Annotated in this window: 16 protein-coding genes and 1 pseudogene; 11 read left to right on the top strand and 6 right to left on the bottom strand. The window is 37.6% G+C overall.

Features of this window, described 5'->3' with window-relative positions; genetic code table 11:
- Window positions 1–70 precede the first annotated feature (70 nt).
- The 3 genes from MKX53_RS02075 to MKX53_RS02065 all read right to left on the bottom strand — a co-directional run bounded on the left by MKX53_RS02075 (window position 71) and on the right by MKX53_RS02065 (window position 3,568).
- Window positions 71–2,110, bottom strand: coding sequence for a Na+/H+ antiporter (locus MKX53_RS02075; RefSeq protein WP_340908696.1), 2,040 nt, complete (start codon window positions 2,108–2,110; stop codon window positions 71–73).
- A gap of 61 nt (window positions 2,111–2,171) precedes the next feature.
- A complete protein-coding gene (locus MKX53_RS02070; RefSeq protein WP_340908694.1) occupies window positions 2,172–3,134 on the bottom strand; it encodes an MBL fold metallo-hydrolase in 963 nt (320 codons plus the stop codon).
- A gap of 176 nt (window positions 3,135–3,310) precedes the next feature.
- Window positions 3,311–3,568: a hypothetical protein gene (locus MKX53_RS02065; RefSeq protein ID WP_340908691.1), complete on the bottom strand. Its 258-nt coding sequence runs from the start codon at window positions 3,566–3,568 to the stop codon at window positions 3,311–3,313.
- 146 nt (window positions 3,569–3,714) lie between these two features.
- On the opposite strand from MKX53_RS02065, the gene MKX53_RS02060 reads away from it, so the two are divergent.
- From MKX53_RS02060 to qoxD, 6 genes are all read left to right on the top strand, one after another.
- The gene (locus MKX53_RS02060; protein WP_340761329.1) at window positions 3,715–3,936 is read left to right on the top strand and encodes a small, acid-soluble spore protein tlp; all 222 of its coding nucleotides are present in this window, start codon (window positions 3,715–3,717) and stop codon (window positions 3,934–3,936) included.
- A 395-nt stretch (window positions 3,937–4,331) separates the two neighbouring features.
- Window positions 4,332–4,637: a YunC family protein gene (locus MKX53_RS02055; RefSeq protein WP_093536124.1), complete on the top strand. Its 306-nt coding sequence runs from the start codon at window positions 4,332–4,334 to the stop codon at window positions 4,635–4,637.
- 257 nt (window positions 4,638–4,894) lie between these two features.
- The gene (gene qoxA, locus MKX53_RS02050) at window positions 4,895–5,812 is read left to right on the top strand and encodes a cytochrome aa3 quinol oxidase subunit II (protein WP_340908688.1); all 918 of its coding nucleotides are present in this window, start codon (window positions 4,895–4,897) and stop codon (window positions 5,810–5,812) included.
- 46 nt (window positions 5,813–5,858) lie between these two features.
- Window positions 5,859–7,808, top strand: a complete 1,950-nt coding sequence (gene qoxB / locus MKX53_RS02045) for a cytochrome aa3 quinol oxidase subunit I (protein ID WP_093536128.1) — start codon at window positions 5,859–5,861, stop codon at window positions 7,806–7,808.
- Window positions 7,805–8,401 carry a cytochrome aa3 quinol oxidase subunit III gene (gene qoxC / locus MKX53_RS02040; RefSeq protein WP_340908686.1) on the top strand — a complete coding sequence of 199 codons (597 nt, stop codon included), beginning with the start codon at window positions 7,805–7,807 and terminating at the stop codon, window positions 8,399–8,401. Before qoxB ends, qoxC begins: the two co-directional genes overlap by 4 nt.
- A gap of 1 nt (window position 8,402) precedes the next feature.
- Window positions 8,403–8,684: a cytochrome aa3 quinol oxidase subunit IV gene (gene qoxD / locus MKX53_RS02035; protein WP_093536132.1), complete on the top strand. Its 282-nt coding sequence runs from the start codon at window positions 8,403–8,405 to the stop codon at window positions 8,682–8,684.
- 92 nt (window positions 8,685–8,776) lie between these two features.
- Here qoxD and MKX53_RS02030 read toward each other — a convergent pair whose 3' ends face one another.
- Window positions 8,777–9,010, bottom strand: a complete 234-nt coding sequence (locus MKX53_RS02030) for a hypothetical protein (RefSeq protein ID WP_093536134.1) — start codon at window positions 9,008–9,010, stop codon at window positions 8,777–8,779.
- Between the two features lie 513 nt (window positions 9,011–9,523).
- Here MKX53_RS02030 and exaC point away from each other — a divergent pair.
- The 5 genes and pseudogenes from exaC to MKX53_RS02000 all read left to right on the top strand — a co-directional run bounded on the left by exaC (window position 9,524) and on the right by MKX53_RS02000 (window position 13,883).
- Complete coding sequence (gene exaC, locus MKX53_RS02025; RefSeq protein WP_340908685.1) at window positions 9,524–11,044, top strand: acetaldehyde dehydrogenase ExaC; 1,521 nt, start codon at window positions 9,524–9,526, stop codon at window positions 11,042–11,044.
- Between the two features lies 1 nt (window position 11,045).
- Window positions 11,046–11,378 (top strand): DUF779 domain-containing protein, encoded by a 333-nt coding sequence (locus tag MKX53_RS02020; protein WP_340908683.1) that lies wholly within the window; start codon window positions 11,046–11,048, stop codon window positions 11,376–11,378.
- A 284-nt stretch (window positions 11,379–11,662) separates the two neighbouring features.
- Window positions 11,663–12,108 (top strand): annotated as a pseudogene (locus tag MKX53_RS02015) (staygreen family protein).
- A gap of 299 nt (window positions 12,109–12,407) precedes the next feature.
- Entirely contained in the window at window positions 12,408–13,037 is a 630-nt protein-coding gene (locus MKX53_RS02005; RefSeq protein ID WP_340768093.1) for a TetR/AcrR family transcriptional regulator, read from the top strand.
- Window positions 13,038–13,148: 111 nt separating this feature from the next.
- A complete protein-coding gene (locus MKX53_RS02000) occupies window positions 13,149–13,883 on the top strand; it encodes a glucose 1-dehydrogenase (RefSeq protein ID WP_340908679.1) in 735 nt (244 codons plus the stop codon).
- An 87-nt stretch (window positions 13,884–13,970) separates the two neighbouring features.
- Here MKX53_RS02000 and MKX53_RS01995 read toward each other — a convergent pair whose 3' ends face one another.
- Window positions 13,971–15,434: a hypothetical protein gene (locus MKX53_RS01995; RefSeq protein WP_340908677.1), complete on the bottom strand. Its 1,464-nt coding sequence runs from the start codon at window positions 15,432–15,434 to the stop codon at window positions 13,971–13,973.
- Window positions 15,435–15,562: 128 nt separating this feature from the next.
- Entirely contained in the window at window positions 15,563–20,008 is a 4,446-nt protein-coding gene (locus tag MKX53_RS01990; protein WP_340908675.1) for a S8 family serine peptidase, read from the bottom strand.
- Window positions 20,009–20,122 lie beyond the last annotated feature (114 nt).

Below are 20,122 nucleotides of genomic sequence, written 5' to 3'. Positions count from 1 at the left end.
AAATTTTGTTAAATAAATTACTTCTATAACAAAAAAACGCACCGACTATGTTTAGTCAGTACGTTTTTCATTAATGCGTATGAACACTATTTTCTTCCATCCAATAGGCTTCGCGTATATTGATATGTCTTCGCATTTTCCTAGTTATTTCTAAAGTTATTTCACCACTTTGATATAAGCGTTGAATTTCATCTCGTTCTGCCTGAAAAGCTTTATCACGGAGCTCTCTTTGTACACTTATATAATGACCAGAATCAGTCAATTTATTGGCTAGCTTAAATTTAACTATCATTTCATTATACTCTCCAATAAGTTGTACATGAACTACCTCATTTTCTGGGGTCATCGTTTCTCTCAAGTACTTAATAGCTGCTTTTGCCATTTTCACTTTAAAACTTACTACTTCATGTCCTTTTTCTAAACGAATTTTAATGGAATCACGTTTTTTATTAGTGAATATCTTTAAAATGTTATAATATCCTCTTTTAATCACTGTCCAAACAAGTAACCCACGATATAATAAGCGATTAGTCACAGCCACCCGCATACGATGAATATGCTCTTCTATTAAGTTTAGTGATTCACGATCAATTTTATTATTTGTTTTTAACTTTTCGATAAAATCACTTTCGACTTCTAACACTTTCATTCGAGTGTATGTTTCTAGTTCTTTTATACGATCTGCTTCGTCTTCACTTACAAACAAAAGCTGATTTCTTATTTCATTGTATTGAGCAATAATCGAGACTGCTGCTCCATGATTTTCTTCGGTTGTCAGATCACGCAATGTATCAATCGCTCTCTCAGCTGTTTGAAGTATTGCCAGTCTTTCCATCTCTTCTTTAGCTTCCTCCGTACCAGCTTTTTCTGACTTCGCTAGTAAAGGAAGGACAATACTTGCCAGTACTAGTGTTACTAAAATGACTCCTGCTGCTATGAAAATGATCAATGCACGCTGTGGAAAAACATCACCATTGGCTAGGAAATACGGAATTGTAAAAGCTCCGGCCAAAGTAACTGCACCTCGTACTCCTGCAATAGTTGTAATAGCTACGTAACGAAGAGAAGGTTTAGTTAGATTTTTCTCCTTCATAAACCAACCAATCCACCAAGCTATATAAATCCAAAGCCAACGAAGTATTAGAAGAGCAGCAGTTATAATGAAGATATACATAATTACCTGATAATTATCAAATAACGGGCTATCAAATATTTCTTTAGAAACACTTGGAATTTGTAATCCAAGTAGCACGAATACAAGTCCATTTAATATAAATATAAGAATCGTCCAAGTACTTTTCGAGACTAATTGTAATTGTATAGCTGGTGACTGTTCACGATCTTTGAATATGGCATGTACAATACCAGCTGCTACAACTGAAAGAATTCCTGAAAGATTAACATGCTCTATTATATAAAAAATAACGAAAGGCGTTAACAGTTGAATAAGCATATGCAGCGTTACATCTTCCATACCCAAACGTCGTATAAACACTTTCAAACGAATGATTATATAGGCTAGTAGTGCACCTCCAAGAAATCCACCTAATGCTATTACCACAAAACTCACACTTGCTTCTGCTAGCGAGAAAACGCCTGTTACAGTAGCTGCGACCGCAAATTTAAATGCTACTAGTCCAGATGCATCATTCATAAGGCCTTCGCCTTCAAGGATATGCGTAATTGTTTTTGGAATTTTCACCCGACTAGAAATGGCGCCTACTGCCACAACATCTGTTGGCGATAAAATAGCTGCTAATGCAAATGCCGCAGATAATGGAATCGATGGTATAAGCCAGTGTATTAAATACCCTATGACTAACACAGTTAAGAACACAAGTCCAAGCGCCAACATGAAAATTGGTTTGCGTAACTTCCATAACTCATGTCTCGATACATTTTTTCCATCATAGAACAGTAACGGAGCAATAAATAGAACAAAAAATAGCTCCGGTTCTAACTCAATATGTATGCCTAAAGGAACAGCAGCAAGCGAAACTCCAAGTGCAATTTGAATTAGTGGTACCGGTATAAATGGAAAAAAGTGATTAATAAAATTGGATAATCCAATAATGCCTAACAACAATAAGATAATTAAAAAAAATTCCACCAAATGTCCCCTTTTTCTTTATATATATCAATTCTATAGGGATTATTCCGTAAATACAAATTCAATAATCGGCTTTAGCCTTATCTTGTTTCGTCAAATAATCAATTATTCCCATGGAACTTACTTCCAGATCTAATTGAATTAATCTAAATACTTCATGATTTTCAGAAATTCCTTCATTGCTTAGATGCTTTTTTACTAACTTTTCTAATCTACTCGCTAGTTCCTCATATCCTTTATCTTCCTCATAGACAGTTTCTGCTTCTGCCATAAATATATTTAACCACATCGATACTTGAGAAAGTGCTTCTTCAGGAGAATTAGTCATTCCATAATGCCCATAATAAATAGATTGAAGATTCATTTGTGCAAAAAGCTCTATTGCTCTTTGCATAGCGACTGGATTAAATTGGTTTGGTGAAGTCGATGGCAAGAAGAAGTCAACTCCATCAGATACCAATTGCTCATATCGAACGCCAACTGTGTCCCCCGTAAACATTCCATTGCTAACAGGATCATAGATAGAGAAATGATGATTTGCATGTCCAGGAGTATCAAAAAATTTCAATATACACGTATCTCCTATTTTCAATATATCCCCATCATTTTTTATAACCATACGCTCTTGGGGAATTGGAATAATTGGATTGAATAATTCCTCAAATTTAGTCCCATATACAGCCTTTGCTCCAGCTATTAGCCTCGCTGGTTCAGCCAGATGTCTTACTCCTTTTGGGTGAACCACTAGTTGAGCATTTGGACATTCCTCCAATAAAAGGCCCGCTCCTCCAGCATGATCCAGATGGATATGTGTAACGATTATGTATTTCACCTGGTCTAATGAAAATCCTAATAACTCTAAGCCGCTTTTCACATACTTTACCGATGGGCTTGGTCCAGTTTCTACAATAGTAAGTTCTAGTTCATCGATGACATATGTACCGGTACGTTCTGACTCTCCCATATCAAATCCATCGATTATATAGATTCTCTCATTTAACTTTTTCGGATAATTATTTGTCATTGTATTCTCCCCTTTAATTACATGAATATTTAGAATATAACTCCCTTCTATTATATTAACATTTATCTGTCAGATTAATGACTTTAATACTTCAACAATATATCATCAACATGGTCTTAAGAAAAAAACCTACTGCCTGGAAAGACGGTAGGTTAGCATTTAAAAAATCCAGCTTATTAGTGTAACGTATGAAGTTTTTCTACATTTTGATGTAGCTGTTCCTGAAGCGTACTGATTGGCTCTAAATTCCCTCTACTTTCTAATGCCATTGCAATCGACTTATTGGCACGTTCAATCATGTCCTTCGCATTTTGGATAGACCGATCTGTAGGATTAGTCAAAGCTTGACCAACAGCAAGCGTCACATTATCCACAGAATTGTGTAAACGCGCAATAACATTATCTTCTTTCCAACTCATTTGCGTGTGATCCATTTAAAGTCCTCCTTCATTTGCCTTAAGGATTACTATGGCAACTTCAACCTGTATTTATTCACTCGTGGATTAACTTGGTAGTTCATAGTCTTGTTAGGTTCGGGAACACTATCTTTTGATAGCATCAATTTAAAGGAGGAAAAGATATGCCTAAAACCAAACGTGGTCCTAATGATCGGGCGAATAGTGAAGAAAGGCTTAAGAAAACAATCAGACATATGGAAGCAGCCGAAATAGCAATGGAATATGCACCGAAGGAAGATGTCGCTGCCATTAAAAAGAAAAATGAACAACGTGCTGAAAGCATAGAAGAATTGGAAAAAGAAATAAAATCAGCAGAAAAAACAGGCTTAAAAGGTTACCTATGACACAGTGTAACCAACTAGATATGGAATATATATAGTTAGCAGTAAGGTTTACATGTATCCATCGTTTTCGATGGCTTTGGACAGAACAGAGTGAAAGGGAGACGGTGAATGTCATAGCCCTCTCCCCTTTTTCTTTAAACGTCTACTTTAGCCTGTCCCTTAAAGTATCTCATTTAGGAGTGGAGTCACGCTCTTCCCCTACTGACGTTACTGTACTTACTTCAAAATAGGAAAGTGCGGCCGAATGGCAATAGTATTACTCATTCTTTTCAGTAACATTAACCCAATATACGGTCCATTCTAATATGCTTTCTTTAAGAAGAACCGAAAATGAACACGCTTTTTCTATCGTTTACATAAATTGTAGAGATAGTAAAAGGAGGACTGCTTAGTTCATGATTAACCTAGAACCAATTAATATCGAGGGACACACGTTTCTATCGATTTCTGTGGAACTGCCGAAAACCAACTTACTCGTTGTGACGAATGACAAAGGATATATAATGTGCGGCGCCTTAGACGTTGCACTGCTAAATGAAAAGTTAAAGGATAGAAAGGTTATTGCCGGAAGAGCTGTTGGAGTAAAAACAATTACCCAGCTTCTAGATGCACCACTCGAATCCATTACCTATGAAGCAGAAGAACTCGGTATTACTCCGGGCATGATTGGAAGAGAAGCCCTTTTAAAAATGATAGAGTAAAAGTAAAGGCGACAGAACAACATATAGTTGTTCTGTCGCCTTTTAGTATGCTCACTTTTCCTCTATTTCCTTATATCTCCGCACACTTCACAATTACGTTACCAATTTACTTTAATTTGTTCACATCTTAATGAACGTTTTGTGAAGTTGGATTTTATCATTTTGTTTTTAGCAGCACTGGTAATAAGATAGAGGCATACAGAGACCACATCTGTTTTCTATTCGTTTATATAAATATTTTTGGAAGGGGTAGAAGAATGAAATTAAAAATGAAATGGCTTCTTTTAACCATGGTTATCACTATTACCACCGTGCTAACAGGTTGTGAACCATTATTAGTCTTAGATCCAAAAGGTCCTCAAGCAAAAACACAGGCTGACGATATTATGCTATCAATTTGGCTTATGTTAGGCATCGTCATTGTCGTCTTAGCTATTCTAGTTTTTGTCTTACTGAAATACCGCGCTTCTAAACAACCAAAAGATTACGAGCCACCACATATCGAAGGAAGCCCAATAGTCGAAGCAATTTGTATTGGTATTCCTATTATTATAGTTATCTTCCTTTCTATTGTTTCTGTGAAAAGTAACTATGAAGTCGAAGCAACTCCAGCGGGATACGAAGATCAAGAGCCTTTAGTTATTTATGCTTCTTCATCTAACTGGAAATGGCATTTTAGTTATCCAGAAGAAAATATTGAAACAGTTAACTATCTATATATTCCTGAAGATCGTGCTATTGAATTTAAACTATATTCATACGGTCCAATCACAAGCTTTTGGATTCCACAGCTAGGCGGTCAAAAATACGCTATGTCTGACATGGTTACAACTTTACACTTAGCTGCAGATCAACCAGGTGAATTTATGGGTAGAAATGCAAACTTTAGTGGAGCTGGATTTGCAGAAAATACATTTGAAGTTACTGCAATGTCCCCTAAAGAGTATATGGAATGGGTAGAAGAAGTACACGCAACAGCTTCACCTCTTACAGAAGAAAAATTTGAAGAGTTATTAGAACCCGGGCATCTTGGACGTTCTACTTATACGGGAACACATTTAGAATTTGCTCCGCCTCCAGAACATAATCACGGTTCTACTGATACGGATGCAAAAGAAGATGTAGATTCCGAACACCCTGAGGAACACGAAACACAAGATCATTCAAATCATTAATGCTCGATGAATACACACTATTTTTTTGAAAGGAGTTACAAAAAGTATGGATTTCTTTGATCGTTTTGCAGTACCACATCCAAGCTTTTTAATATACGCTTCCATGGTTGGTATCGGACTAACTATGCTTGCGATTGTTGTAGGAATAACCTACTTCAAGAAATGGGGATACCTATGGCGCGAATGGATAACTACTGTTGACCATAAACGAATCGGTATCATGTATTTATTAACCGCATTACTTATGCTATTCCGCGGTGGCGTAGATGGAATTATGATGCGTTATCAACTTTCTATGCCTGAAAATACATTTTTAGATTCACAACATTATAATGAGGTCTTCACAACGCATGGTATCGTAATGATCCTATTTATGGCTATGCCGTTCATTATATTTTTCTTTAACTTTCTCGTTCCACTACAAATTGGAGCACGAGATGTTGCATTTCCACGCTTAAATGCGTTAAGTTTTTGGTTATTCTTTATGGGTATGGGATTATTCAATCTGTCATTTATAATAGGTGGTTCACCTGATGCAGGATGGACATCCTACTTCCCACTAGCAGGTAATGAGTTTAGTACGTCTGTTGGGACGAACTATTACATGATTGCTATTCAAATAGCTGGTATCGGTACACTAATGACTGGTATTAACTTTATAACAACGATATTAAAAATGAGAGCACCAGGCATGACTCTTATGAAGATGCCAATGTTCACATGGTCAGCTTTCATAGCGAACGTTATTATCGTTTTTGCTTTCCCTGTCTTAACAGTATTATTAGCAATGGGGACGATGGATAGATTGTTTGGCACAAATTTCTTCACTACCGATAATGGTGGTATGGATATGCTTTGGGCTAACCTATTCTGGGTTTGGGGTCATCCGGAGGTATACATTTTAATATTGCCTGCATTTGGTCTTTACAGTGAAATCATTCCAACATTTGCACGACGTAACCTGTACGGATATAAATCGATGGTTGCATCAATGGTCGTTATTTCAGTCCTTTCTTTCGTCGTTTGGGCTCACCATTTCTTTACAATGGGTCAAGGACCATTTGCAAACAGTATATTCTCTATTACAACGATGGCGATTGCTATTCCAACCGGTGTTAAAATATTTAACTGGTTATTCACCTTATGGAAAGGGAAAATCGAATTTACAACACCAATGCTCTATTCGGTGCTCTTTATTCCACTCTTCACATTAGGGGGAGTTACCGGTGTAATGCTTGCGATGTCAGCAGCTGACTATCAATATCACAATACGATGTTCTTAGTGGCCCACTTCCATAACGTAATTATTCCTGGAGTAGTTTACGCTATGCTGGCTGGTATGACATTCTATTGGCCAAAAATCTTTGGCTTTATGTTGAATGAGAGACTTGGTAAATGGACTGCTTGGTTACTTACAATCGGCTTTGTATTAGCCTTTATACCAATGTATATTACTGGCTTAGATGGTCAGGCACGTCGTATGTATACGTACTCTGAATCGACTGGTTTTAGTCTACTGAACATGGTTTCATTTGGCGGTGCTGCAATTATGGCAATTGCCTTTGTTCTACTTGTTTATAATATTTACTATAGTATTCGTTATTCACCTAGAGATATCGGTAATGATCCTTGGGATGCACGTTCACTTGAATGGTCGACGCATACCCCAATACCAGAGTATAACTTTGCAATTACACCACAGGTTGCTTCTACACAAGCATTCTGGGATTCTAAGAAAAACGGACATGAGTTATTTAAAGGCGAGATAGAAAAGATTCATATGCCAAATAATAGTGGTTTACCATTTATCATGAGTTGTATGTTCTTTGTATTTGGTTTCGCTATGGTATTTAGTATATGGCCAGTGGTAATTGTCTCCTTAATCGGTATATTAGCTTGTTTAGTTTACCGTTCATTCGAGCAAGATCACGGAAGATATATATCTGTAGAAGAAATTAAAGAAACGGAAACAAGATTGCGAGGTGCTAAAAAATGAAGGTAGATAACTCGCTTCCACTTGAATATAGTACGGAAGAAAATAACCTGAAAATACTAGGTTTTTGGATCTTCATCGGTGCTGAAATTATGCTATTCGCAACACTCTTCACTGCATATTTCACATTAGAAAATCGTATTGGTAATGGACCATCTGGCGCTGAAATTTTTGAAATTACACCAGTATTAATCGAAACTATTTTACTTTTGACTAGTAGTTTTACTATTGGTCTTGGTATTCACGCTATGCGGTTAAATAAGAAAAAAGCAACAATGGGATTCTTTATCATTACATTGTTATTAGGAGCTGCTTTCCTAGGAGTAGAGATTTATGAGTTCACCCATTATGTACATGTTGGGGCTGGGCTTCAAACTAGTGCATTCACTGCAGCTCTACTAACAACTCTGGGAACACATGGTTTACATGTAACTTTGGGATTATTCTGGGGATTATTTATACTAATCCAGATTAAAAAACGTGGCTTAACTCCCGAAACAGCCAACAAATCATTTATTTTCTCTCTATACTGGCATTTCCTTGATATCATTTGGATCTTTATCTTCAGCTTCATCTACTTGAAAGGAATGATGTAATATGAAAGAATTATTCCCTGTTAAACAAGTAATGGGCTTTGCATTTTCAATCGTACTGACCGCAGTTGCACTTTTGGTTTACTTTACTGACATGTCCTACACTATGGGCATGACTGTGCTACTAATAACTGCTTTCGTTCAAGCAGGATTACAGGTCGTTGTCTTCATGCATGCTGGAGAAACCAAGGATAAAGGATCAATTTACATTAATATTTACTATGCTTTGATCATCGCTTTATTCACTATCTTCGGTACGCTACTTGTATTGGTTTGGGATATGTAAGTATATGAAAAGTAAAAAGGAGGATCTAGACTCTAGAGTCTGGATCCCCCTTTTTTTGTAGCTTACTAATTAAAACAAAAGAGAGCGTTATACTAAACGCTCTCTTTTTTATATTTACTCGAATTCAAAATCATTTCTTCAGAAGCCACTAATATCATTCCGATTAAAAAGATAAAAACTGCTCCCATGACAACGCCAATTCCAATGCCCATAACTGTACTAAACTCACTTATTAATGATCCATATATAAAAATAGCAATTCCGATTGTAAGTAAAGTAGCTCCGACCAATTTAGTAGCGTGCAACATTTTTACGTAAGATTCCATATTGTAACACCCCTTTATACTTATATTATCCAACACGTTCACAAAGTTGTCAATTATTTTTGTCATTTTTGTGAACGGAAAATAAGTATAAAGAATTCACTTTAAATCTTCTTATTAAAAGCTATGGGACGGATAGGACCTAGGGATGGGCGTATGTACCTTGCTTGCGAGCGGATAGACCACTTGCTCGGGCGCATATCACTAAACCTTGGGTGTTCGCCATGTGGTCGGGCGCTCGCACTTTACTTATGAGCGGATAGACCTCTCGCTATGGCTCATACCGCTAAACTTCTGGCGTTCACTAGTGTGGCGAGAACAACGCTCACCGGCATAACTAATTATTCACTTTTAATTTAAATGGCTAACTCAGATTATTTAAATGTGTCTATTTATCGAAAATTGAAAAAGAGGCTCTTTAAAAAATATAGTAGTATACTAATATAGTAGTGAATTTCTTTTAGCTAACTACGTGTTAATTATATGACAAAAACACATCTTAGGAGGCACTATATTATGATATATGCAAATCCAAATACTGAAGGTTCTTTAGTAAACTTTAAAGAACAATATCAAAATTTCATTGGTGGAGAATGGGTTGCTCCAGTTAAAGGACAATACCTTGAAGTTATATCTCCAGTAACGGGCAAAGTATTTACATCAGTACCACGCTCTACAGCGGAAGATGTTGAGCTAGCACTAGATGCTGCACACGCTGCAAAAGATGCTTGGGGTAAAACAACTGTTGCTTACCGTTCACAAATTTTAAATAAAATTGCAGATCGTATTGAAGCAAACCTTGAAAAAATTGCTGTTGCTGAAACTTGGGACAATGGTAAAGCTGTACGTGAAACATTAAATGCTGACGTTCCTTTAATAGTTGATCACTTCCGTTATTTCGCAGGAGTTATTCGTGCACAAGAAGGCGGTATTAGTGAGATCGACGGCGATACTGTAGCATATCACTACAGCGAACCACTAGGAGTAGTTGGTCAAATTATTCCTTGGAACTTCCCATTACTTATGGCTGCATGGAAAATCGCACCAGCTTTAGCTGCAGGTAACTGTATCGTAATGAAGCCTGCTGAACAAACACCAGCTTCTATGTGTGTATTAATCGAGTTAATCCAAGATCTTTTACCAAAAGGTGTATTCAACATCGTTCAAGGAACAGGTTTAGAAGTTGGGAAACCACTTGCATCAAATCCACGTATTGCTAAAATTGCATTCACTGGCTCAACGGCTGTAGGACGCTCTATTATGCAATATGCAACAGAAAATATCATCCCTGTAACGTTAGAGCTTGGTGGTAAATCACCAAATATCTTCTTCCAAGACGTAATGGATGCAGATGATGAGTACTTAGACAAAGCAATTGAAGGCTTCGTATTATTCGCTCTTAACTCAGGTGAAATTTGTACAGCTCCTTCACGTGCATTAATACATGAATCCATCTACGAAAAATTCATGGAAAAAGTATTAGAACGCGTAAAAGCAATCAAAATTGGTAACCCACTAGACACTGAAACAATGATGGGTGCACAAGCTTCTAAACAACAAATGGATAAAATCCTTTCTTATATTGAAATTGGTCAACAAGAAGGCGCAGAATTACTAATCGGCGGTTACCAAAACAAATTAGACGGCGATCAAGCAGAAGGTTACTATGTAGCACCGACTGTATTCAAAGGTAATAACAAAATGCGTATCTTCCAAGAAGAAATATTTGGTCCAGTTCTAGCTGTGACAACATTCAAAGACTTTGACGATGCAATGGAAATTGCAAATGATACAGTATACGGCTTAGGTGCTGGTGTATGGTCACGTAGTGGCGAAACTGCTTATCGTGCAGGTCGCGCTGTACAAGCTGGTCGTGTTTGGACTAACACATACCACCAATACCCTGCACATGCTGCATTCGGTGGTTACAAACAATCCGGTATCGGCCGTGAAAACCACTTAATGATGCTATCTCATTACCAACAAACAAAATGTATTTTAGTTGGCTACAATAAAGGATCAATGGGCTTCTTCTAAAATGGAAAAAGTCACTGCGACAACTGCAGCTCAAGACTTAATTACGCAACTACAGAAACAACATGGCAAACTTATATTTGTTCATTCAGAAGGTTGCTGTGATGGGACTTCACCAATCTGTATGACAGAGGGTGACTTTTATCTTGGTAGCCGAGATGAAAAAATAGGTGAAGTTATGAACGTACCATATTTTATGCATACTTCAAACTCTTCTTACTGGCAACATCTCCAAATTGTCATTGACGTGCAAAATGGTATGGGAAATTCGTTTTCACTAGAAAGCTCAAATGATATGTCCTTCATTATTCGCTCTAAAATAATGGAAAATAAATAAGAGAGAGTATTATCTCTAAGAAAAAACACACCGCCATGCGGTGTGTTTTTCTTATGAAAGGATATATTTAACCTTAATTGCATAAGTGTATTTTAAATGTTTCTAAAAGGTCCATGTCTTTACTACAAGTTCATCACTTAATGATGCTTTAGTTCGTCAGCTCCTGCTAATTTTGTTACCGCCAAGTAACTTCATTATGCCCCACGTTCAATGACACAAAAAAATATCCACGTATAAACGATGAAGAAATATCATAATATCAAGAAAAAAGTATTAGGAAGTGGTTGCTTGAGTACCCCGATAAACTTACTGTTGAGTTCAGAGATGGAGTTACCTCTACAGGACCTATAAATCTTAGGAGGCACACACTGACACATTCTGATATTACTGCGGACCTTTTTTTAACAATTGGATTAAAATTTGCCCGCGATAAAATTACCTTTATGAGAGATGAAGTACTTGGTAAATGGACTAAACATGGAGGTTCATATGTATATAATGTATATGTGGATTTGGATATAGATGGACAATTTACTCAGACTGTTGCAGCAAAACGAAATGACATATACAGACGTGAATTACCATTGGCCATTCAATCAGATATGGAGATAGGAGGCTTTTCCATTCATATCCTACGTTAAATAATTCCTCCATAATAGTTCACTTCCAATCCATATACCCTCCCTTAAACAAGGTAGAAAATTGGGGTACTTTTGCAAACCAATTTTAATGAATAATTGAAATAAAAAGAGGAGATGACCAAATTTTATAGGCACCTCCTCTCTTATTCATTTATATAAACTTCCCTTATTTGTAATACTGTTTGCCATTGAATACATAAATGATATATTTCAATCAATGTAAAAAACTTCCTTCATATATTATTATCCAAAGTTTTAGGCTATAAAAAATCCAATATTAACGACTGAATTTCAGCAATTTCTTGATGCTATACTACGATACGAATATAAGTTGATAGCTATCAAACATGTTACAATCAATGGATGAAGAACAGGTGGAGTGACGAATATGAGTAAACGAGAACAACAGAAACAACAACGCCGTCAAAACATTATTCAGATTGCAAAGGAATTATTTTTGGAACACGGTGTAAAAACAATACAAATGCAAGATGTGGCTACAGCCGCTAATATAGGGATTGCGACGTTATTTCGCTATTTTCCCAAAAAAGAGTATTTAATGATTGCGGCGACGAATGCGATTACAGATGAAATGGCCTCGGATATTGGAAAGATTATCGAGCAGACTGTGACGGCATATGAAAAGATCGATCAAATTTTGGATTATTATATGGAAATGACAAACGATCCACAATTGCGCTTAGCAAAATTTTTCGAGTCCTATGATTTATATGAGAAAATTGCGGAGGAATCGCCAGAGCAATATGCGGAGTACTTATCTGCAAGAGGCAGATTAGCCGGCATTTTATTCACATTAGGTGAACAGGGCCAGCGAGATGGCTCATTAAGATCGGACGTGGATTTGGATGTATTTATCTTGACAATGGTGCAAAATTTCAGCTTATTTTCGTTTAAATCTAGCTTAACGAAGCATGGTACCAGTCTTTCGTCATTGCTTTCTTCGGACAAGCAGCTGGCCATGATGAAGGATGTATTTTTACGCTATATTGAGGCATAACTAAAACAGACGGATTGATTGACATTGTCATAAAAAAACTGTTTACTAGAAAGTGTAAAACATGATAGTCAACTATCACATTATATCAATCTATCTTAGGAGGCATTTTATATGAGTCGTTTATCAGGTAAAGTAGCAGTTATTACAGGAGCAGCACAAGGCATGGGTGCAGCACATGCAAAATTATTCATTGAGCATGGTGCAAAGGTTGTTTTAACAGATTTAAATGAGGAAAAAGGAAATGCACTTGCTACCGAATTAGGTGAAAATGCCCTTTTCATTAAACATAATGTAACATCAGAAGAAGATTGGACAACAGTTATTGCAAAAACGGAAGAATCTTTCGGTCCAGTAAACGTATTAGTAAACAACGCTGGTATTACAATGGCGAAAAATATGCTTGATATTACAGTTGAGGAATATCGTCGTATCGTAGACATTAACCAAGTCTCAGTATTCTTGGGTATGAAAACTGCAGCAACTTCAATGATGAAAACTGGTGGAGGTTCAATCATCAACATTTCTTCAATGAATGGTTTAGTGGCTGGTGCTGTAGGTTACACTGATACAAAATTTGCAGTTCGTGGTATGACGAAAGCAGCTGCGATAAACTTAGCCCCAATGGGAATCCGCGTAAACTCTGTACATCCAGGAGTTATCGCTACACCTATGGTTGTTCAAGAAGATACAAAAGCAGCTGTAGAAGAATTTGCTAAACACATTCCTTTAAAACGCGTGGCGCAACCAGAAGAAGTTTCAAACATGGTACTATTCTTAGCTTCTGATGAGTCTAGCTACTCAACAGGGTCAGAATTCATTATTGACGGCGGATTAACTGCACAATAATATTAGCATCTGAAAAATTCATATAAATTTTGTAAAGGTCGATTTTCTATTAACTTAGAAAATCGACCTTTATTATATTAACTTTCACTATTTGATAGACAAGTTCTCTCCAAAGATGGCAACATTCTGCCTCTCCACTATAAATTTTTGTCCATCCCATTTTAATACTGTTTGAACATATCCAATTGCATCAGCATGGTATCTTCCTGCAATTTCTTGAAAAGCCATCAGTTCATACGTACCGTCCCTGGCAAAGTCGATCGGGTACAATCCACCAACAGGGTCAACCCACCCCTCAATTGGTTCCTTTAAAATTCCATTTCCATCATAGATTTCCGATAAATATTCTTCTCCTTTATATGCTAAATCTAATACGTATTGCTTGTTTGGATTAGAGCTAATTACTTTAACTTTGTAGTAATTTTCATAAAGCACTTGAAACTTGGAGGTTTCGTTAAAATCTTCTACGTCAAATACTTGTTGCATACTCCCATCCGTAAAAGAAAAGACAAATGCATAAATTGTCCCTCCACTTCCTCCAGTATCAATAACAACTAAAATGTCATCCACTTGATCACCAGTAAAATCTCCAAGAAAGATGGTGGGATTATACCCAACATTTTGATTTAAATAAATTCTTTCTAACGTATTTTCATGTTGATACAAAACGTTCAAAGTGATATTCTGCCAAAAGGGGCTTCCTTCCGTTTTTTCTCCAGTTAAGTAAACAGTGTCCAAAAATCCATTCCCAGTTAAGTCCCCTCTAGAATACACAATAATTTCATCATTATTATTCCTACTATTTTGCATATGCTCTAACACTTGCTTCCTCATATTTAACAAAGACTCGAGTGAAGGGTACGGCTCACTGAAAGATAGAGCCTTATCAATAGAAATCATAAACTGCTCGAAATCCCCTGACTTCTTTTGAGCTTCCGCTAAATAATACCAATAGTAGGAGAAATCATTAGATTTTAGTAGTCTTTCATAATAACTTTCTACCCTTTTAAAATAATATGGATATACATCCTTAGCTAAAACTAGTTGGTTTTCTTCAAAACGATATACATCTACTTTGTAGGCTTCGCCTGTATCATGTATCCATATCGCAAGTTCATTTTGACCATCAGGACCGTATAGACCAGGCATGTCTTCTACTTCTAACTTACTATAAGCTATATTCGAAGTGGGCAATTGAATAATGCCTCCATCCATCCATTGTAGTAAATCTAACTTGGACCATTCGCTACCTATTTGCCAGCCAACAATAAGTGTATTCACCCAATTAGTTGTAATCGGTGCCGCCATTAAACTTGAAATACCATATCCACTTCCTTTTATATGTATTAAAGGTAGCCACTGGTTATCCACATTTTTTAAAATCACTAAGTAATTTTGATCTTTATACTTATAGGCACCAATTAATTCATTGATTTGGTCATTATCGATATCAGCCAACAACACCGCGGGACTATTAGTCAGTCCGGACAACTCAAGGATAGATGCGGTGGGTGGTAGAAAATTTAACAACACATTAACAAAATCCTTCACTTTTACACCCCTTTAAGCCATCATATGCAAAAGAAAAGTAAAACCTTCCATCAGTGAAAAGACAAGTATCTTTTACTAAGCAAAAAGATGCCAAAGAGGAACTTTCCCCTTTGGCACCTTTGCTAAATTTATTCTTTTGAATCTTGAACCGGTTCATCTTTCTTTACTTCTGTCTCAGTTTCTTGGGACTGTCCCGCAGGTGCAGGAACATTGACAAATAGTTTACCTGTCGCTTTTTGTCTTGTTTCATTTGCGAATTCATCTACCACTTTCACTTCGACAACTGCTCCATTCGCAACAGTATCCGCAGGCACTGTCCAATATCCAACGTAATGTCCATTGCCTTGCTCCATCATAGGTAGCTCAGTTGCATTAGTCACTTGTCCTACATTAGTTAATGGCATATGGATCACAAACGAAGGTTTTAATCCTGGGCTGCTGTCAAATTCAATTTTAACGCTTCTACCTGTTGCCAAATAAAGATCATTTTCTGGCTTCAGATTTGTAATTTCTGGGGCATTATAGTCTGCTGTAACAGTGACTTTTTTCGTTTCACTATTCCCCGCTTTGTCACTAGCCTCTACTAGAATTTCATTGACACCTTCATCTAGAAGAATCCGTTTAGAGTATTTTCCATTCGAAACCGCCGCAGCTTGACCGTTAACATGAACGAAATCTAGGTTCTCATCCGCAATAGTACCTTGTACTGTTACAGTTTCACGATTCGTTTTTTCTCCGTCAATCGGGCTATCGATAGTTAATACAGGTTTTAGTGTATCAAGAACAACAGTGGCAGGCTCAGATTGACCAGTTACTCGACCATCTAGTACTGAAACTGCTACAAATTCATTTGATCCTTCCGTCAGTTCCGTTTCTATAGAGAATTTACCAGCCTCGTCAACAATTACTGAGCCTGCATCTTCTCCGTTTTGTGTTAACTCAATTGTAGTTGTTGGTGAAGCAGTTCCTTGTACAGTAAACTGCGTTTCATTTGTTACTAAACCAGTCTCTGGTGATGTAATAATTGGACCAACAACTTCATAACTAACACGGGCACGAATCATATAATTCCCTTCTTCTGCTGGAGAAGGGGACCATGCTCCAGATACTCCTTGATAACTTCTTCCTGCATTTACTCCATTTTCGTCTGTTGCAAGACCAGGTGTATTTGGATTTGCAAAAGTTTGAACGTACACCATGAAGAAGTCACCATTTACCGTAATATTATGTTCTGTAAGATCTACTACAGTCCACTCACCATTACGAAGTGCTGTTGCATCTATAGGACCTGCTAGTTTTTTCCCTGGTGTACCATCTACCCCAGTAGCATCCCAAACTTCTACTGCAAATGCCGTTCCACCTGGGTTTGGCCATGCTGTATCCCAGAATCGGAAAACACCATCTGTCACAATCCCGTTCTCTTTCCCTTCAGGCATTGACATCTTCACAGCCCAAGCATTTCCTGCTGCATTGAAAGCGCGGGCATTTTCTGCTGTTCCGTCATCATATCCAATTTCTCCACCAGGATATGTGTAGAAGGGTTCTAGAGCCACATTTTGTGTAGTTGCATCAGGACCAATTGTAATTGAAACTTCTTGGCTATGGTACCCACGAGCAATTATCTTTATTGTGTAGTCTCCTTCGTAAGCAGTTAGAGAGTAATTACCAGATGCATCTGTTACTACTGGAGTTACGTTTGCATCTTCTACAAGGATAATCGTTGCTCCTTCAATTCCCTCTCCCGTCGATTGATCAGTGATTACGCCACTTATCGTATTTTCTTCAATTTCCGATAAAGTAAAGTTAGCAGTTGAAGTGCCATCTGCTTCGATCGTTACAGATTTTTCTTCAGATTCAAATCCGTAAGACTCTGCTTTAGCTGTAAATGTCCCTGCGCCATGCATAAGCGAATACGTACCATCTGCCGGGTTCGAATAAACCGAGCGACCAGATTCTAAGACGCTTACTTGAGCACCTAATGGTAGAAGTGTCGGATTAACAATTGTCTCTACTACTGGTGGTGCTATTTTAGTAGGCACTATAGGTTTAATCGTTTTAGGGTCAATTGCTTCTTTCAAAGATTTTTTATCCGTTTCTTTATTATTATCTTTGTTTGCTTTATTTCCACTATTACCTGCTTTATTGCCGTTATTACCTTTATTTGCACCTTTTGATACTTTTCCTGTTTGAGAAGTATCCTGTAAAACAACATCATCTAAATACCAACCATTTTTTACAACACTTCCGTCTGAGAAAGCGTTAAAACCAATGTATACTCGCTGACCTGCATAGTCTGTCAAGTCAACCTCTGCGTCGATCCAACCATTAGATGTACCTTGGATCATTAAAAGTTGTGTCCATTCAACTTGATCTGTAGAGATAAACACATGACCATAATCCCAAGCTCTTCCTGCTGAAGATTGTTCAAACTCGTGCCATTGTTTGAATTGTAGGTATGAGTTTCCTTCTGGTAAATCTACTGGAGGCATAACGAGTGTAGCATTCATAGAACTCTCATATGCTCCGTCTAAGTTAGTAGCGTACACTTTTTCTCCCGATGAAGCTCCATCAGGACCTACTGTTGGAATACCCCATTCCCAGCTATTCTTCTCCCCAAAAGAAGTCCAACCAACAGGTGTAGCTTCAAAATCTTGGGAATAACCAACTGTTATACCAGGGTTAACTTGGATTCCATATTCTTCACTAACTACCTCATTGTTACCGAAATCATTTATCGTCCATTTGTACGTAAATGTTTCCCCTGTTATAACTTCTCCAGGTACTACTACAGTGTATTCACCATCCGTATAGTCTCCAGATGTGCGCCCCGCTTCAATTGATTGCCATGCGCCGCTTCCATCTTTATAGTTTAAGTTAACTGATGAAACACTGATATTATCAGTAACTGATATTGTTAGAGGTAAAGCCATTCCCTCATACGTCTCAGCCGGAGCAGTATGTTCAAATACTGGACCCTCTGTATCATCGCCTTCTTTTGAAACCTGTCCTTTTAATGTTCCAAGACCTGTAATAATAGATCCTACTGCTTCATATGCATCTACTAATCCATATCCGTATCCATGATTCGGAACTGCTGTATATACAGAATCTGTTAATGGGTTTGCTGTATTAAGCAGAATCTCTTCCATCTCATTCACAGTTATGTCAGCATCCACTTGTCTAAGCAAAGCTGCTACACCGGCTACTGCTGGTCCTGCCATCGATGTACCATTCCATCCACCTTCATAAACCCCACCTGGTACAGATGAACGAATATTCACACCAGGTGCAGAGACATCTGGTTTAATCTCTGCATACGGAGAAGGTCCACGTAACGAGAAATTTGCTACTGCATTATTAATATCAGTCGCTCCTGTTGCAAATGATTCTGGATAGTTTGCAGGTGCTGCTACAGAACCTGCTCCACCAGGATTTGTTAGAGTAGTATTACCCGCAGAAAATTCCGGGAAAATTTCTGCTGCACGCCAATTGATCACGACATCACGGTACCATTCATCAAGTCCTGCTCCGCCACCCCATGAGTTATTCACTACATCTGGAGCCATATCCACTCGTGTATTGCCTGCTGCATCTGTTGGAGCTAGAATCCACTCCGCTGCTTCGAGTAAATCAGTATCTGATCCACCACTTGCAGTAAATGCTTTAACAGCGATATATTTTGCTCCTGGAGCTACCCCAATTTGGTTCGCACCATTAGGTTCACTACCAACCATAGTTCCTGTAACATGAGTCCCATGCCCTTGGTCATCATATGGAGTAGCGCGACCTGCTGTTGCATCAAACCAGTTGAAGTCATGAGAAACTGCTCCACTTGCCTTGTTGAAGCCACGATATTTTTCTTTCAACGCAGGATGGTCCCATTGCACACCTGTATCAATACTAGCTACAACAGTTCCTGCTCCGTCGATGCCCATCTCCCAAACTTCTGGAGCTTTAACACGCTCTACATTCCACTCTCTATTAGCCGTTTCTGCCTTTGGAACGACTGCGTTCTCTGTTTTTGTAGTAAATAACTGACGAGTTTCATTTGGTAATATTTTTTCTACCTCTGGGAATGTAGCCAATTTTTCAGCAATTTCCTGAGTTGCTGTAACAGACATTCCGTTTACTATATAGTATGACTCAACATCCTTTGCATTTCCCTTAGCAACTTCTTGCTCCAGAAATTCTGTAACAGTTTGCTGAGATTCTAAGGAAGTAGACTTCAGTTCTGATACAACTGCCGATCGTTGAATAAGCTTGGTATTATGTGATGATAAATTTGCTTTTCCCGCTCTTTCCTTAGCTTCCCTAGCAACTTGTAAAGAATCTGATTTTTCCTTGAATTTTATTAGAAATGTAACTTTGTCATCGCTTTTGAAACTTTCAAGTAATCGACTGTTTAGCTTGTCCTTCGCAGAAATAGAATTGGAATTTGAATCCCTGAACGATTGATGAAGTTTGCTTGCCGTTTCAGCACTAACTACATTTGGTGCAACAAGCGAAAACGTCATTAGTACACTAGCAACAACACTAAGAACTTTAGTTTGACTCTTTTTCTTCCTCAACTTCATTCCTCCCTGAATTTTATTAAGATTTTTTTACCAACTGAACTATCAAAAGCCCACAAAAAAACACCCTCTCCTCCTTCCCAATAAATTTTGGTAAATAGAATCAATGGTGACAAT

This window comes from Psychrobacillus sp. FSL K6-4615 (assembly GCF_038008225.1).
In the GTDB taxonomy this organism is placed as follows: Bacteria; Bacillota; Bacilli; order Bacillales_A; family Planococcaceae; genus Psychrobacillus; species Psychrobacillus psychrotolerans.
The sequence above is the reverse complement of the archived record's forward strand: the minus strand, read 5'-3'. Positions and strand labels throughout refer to the sequence as shown.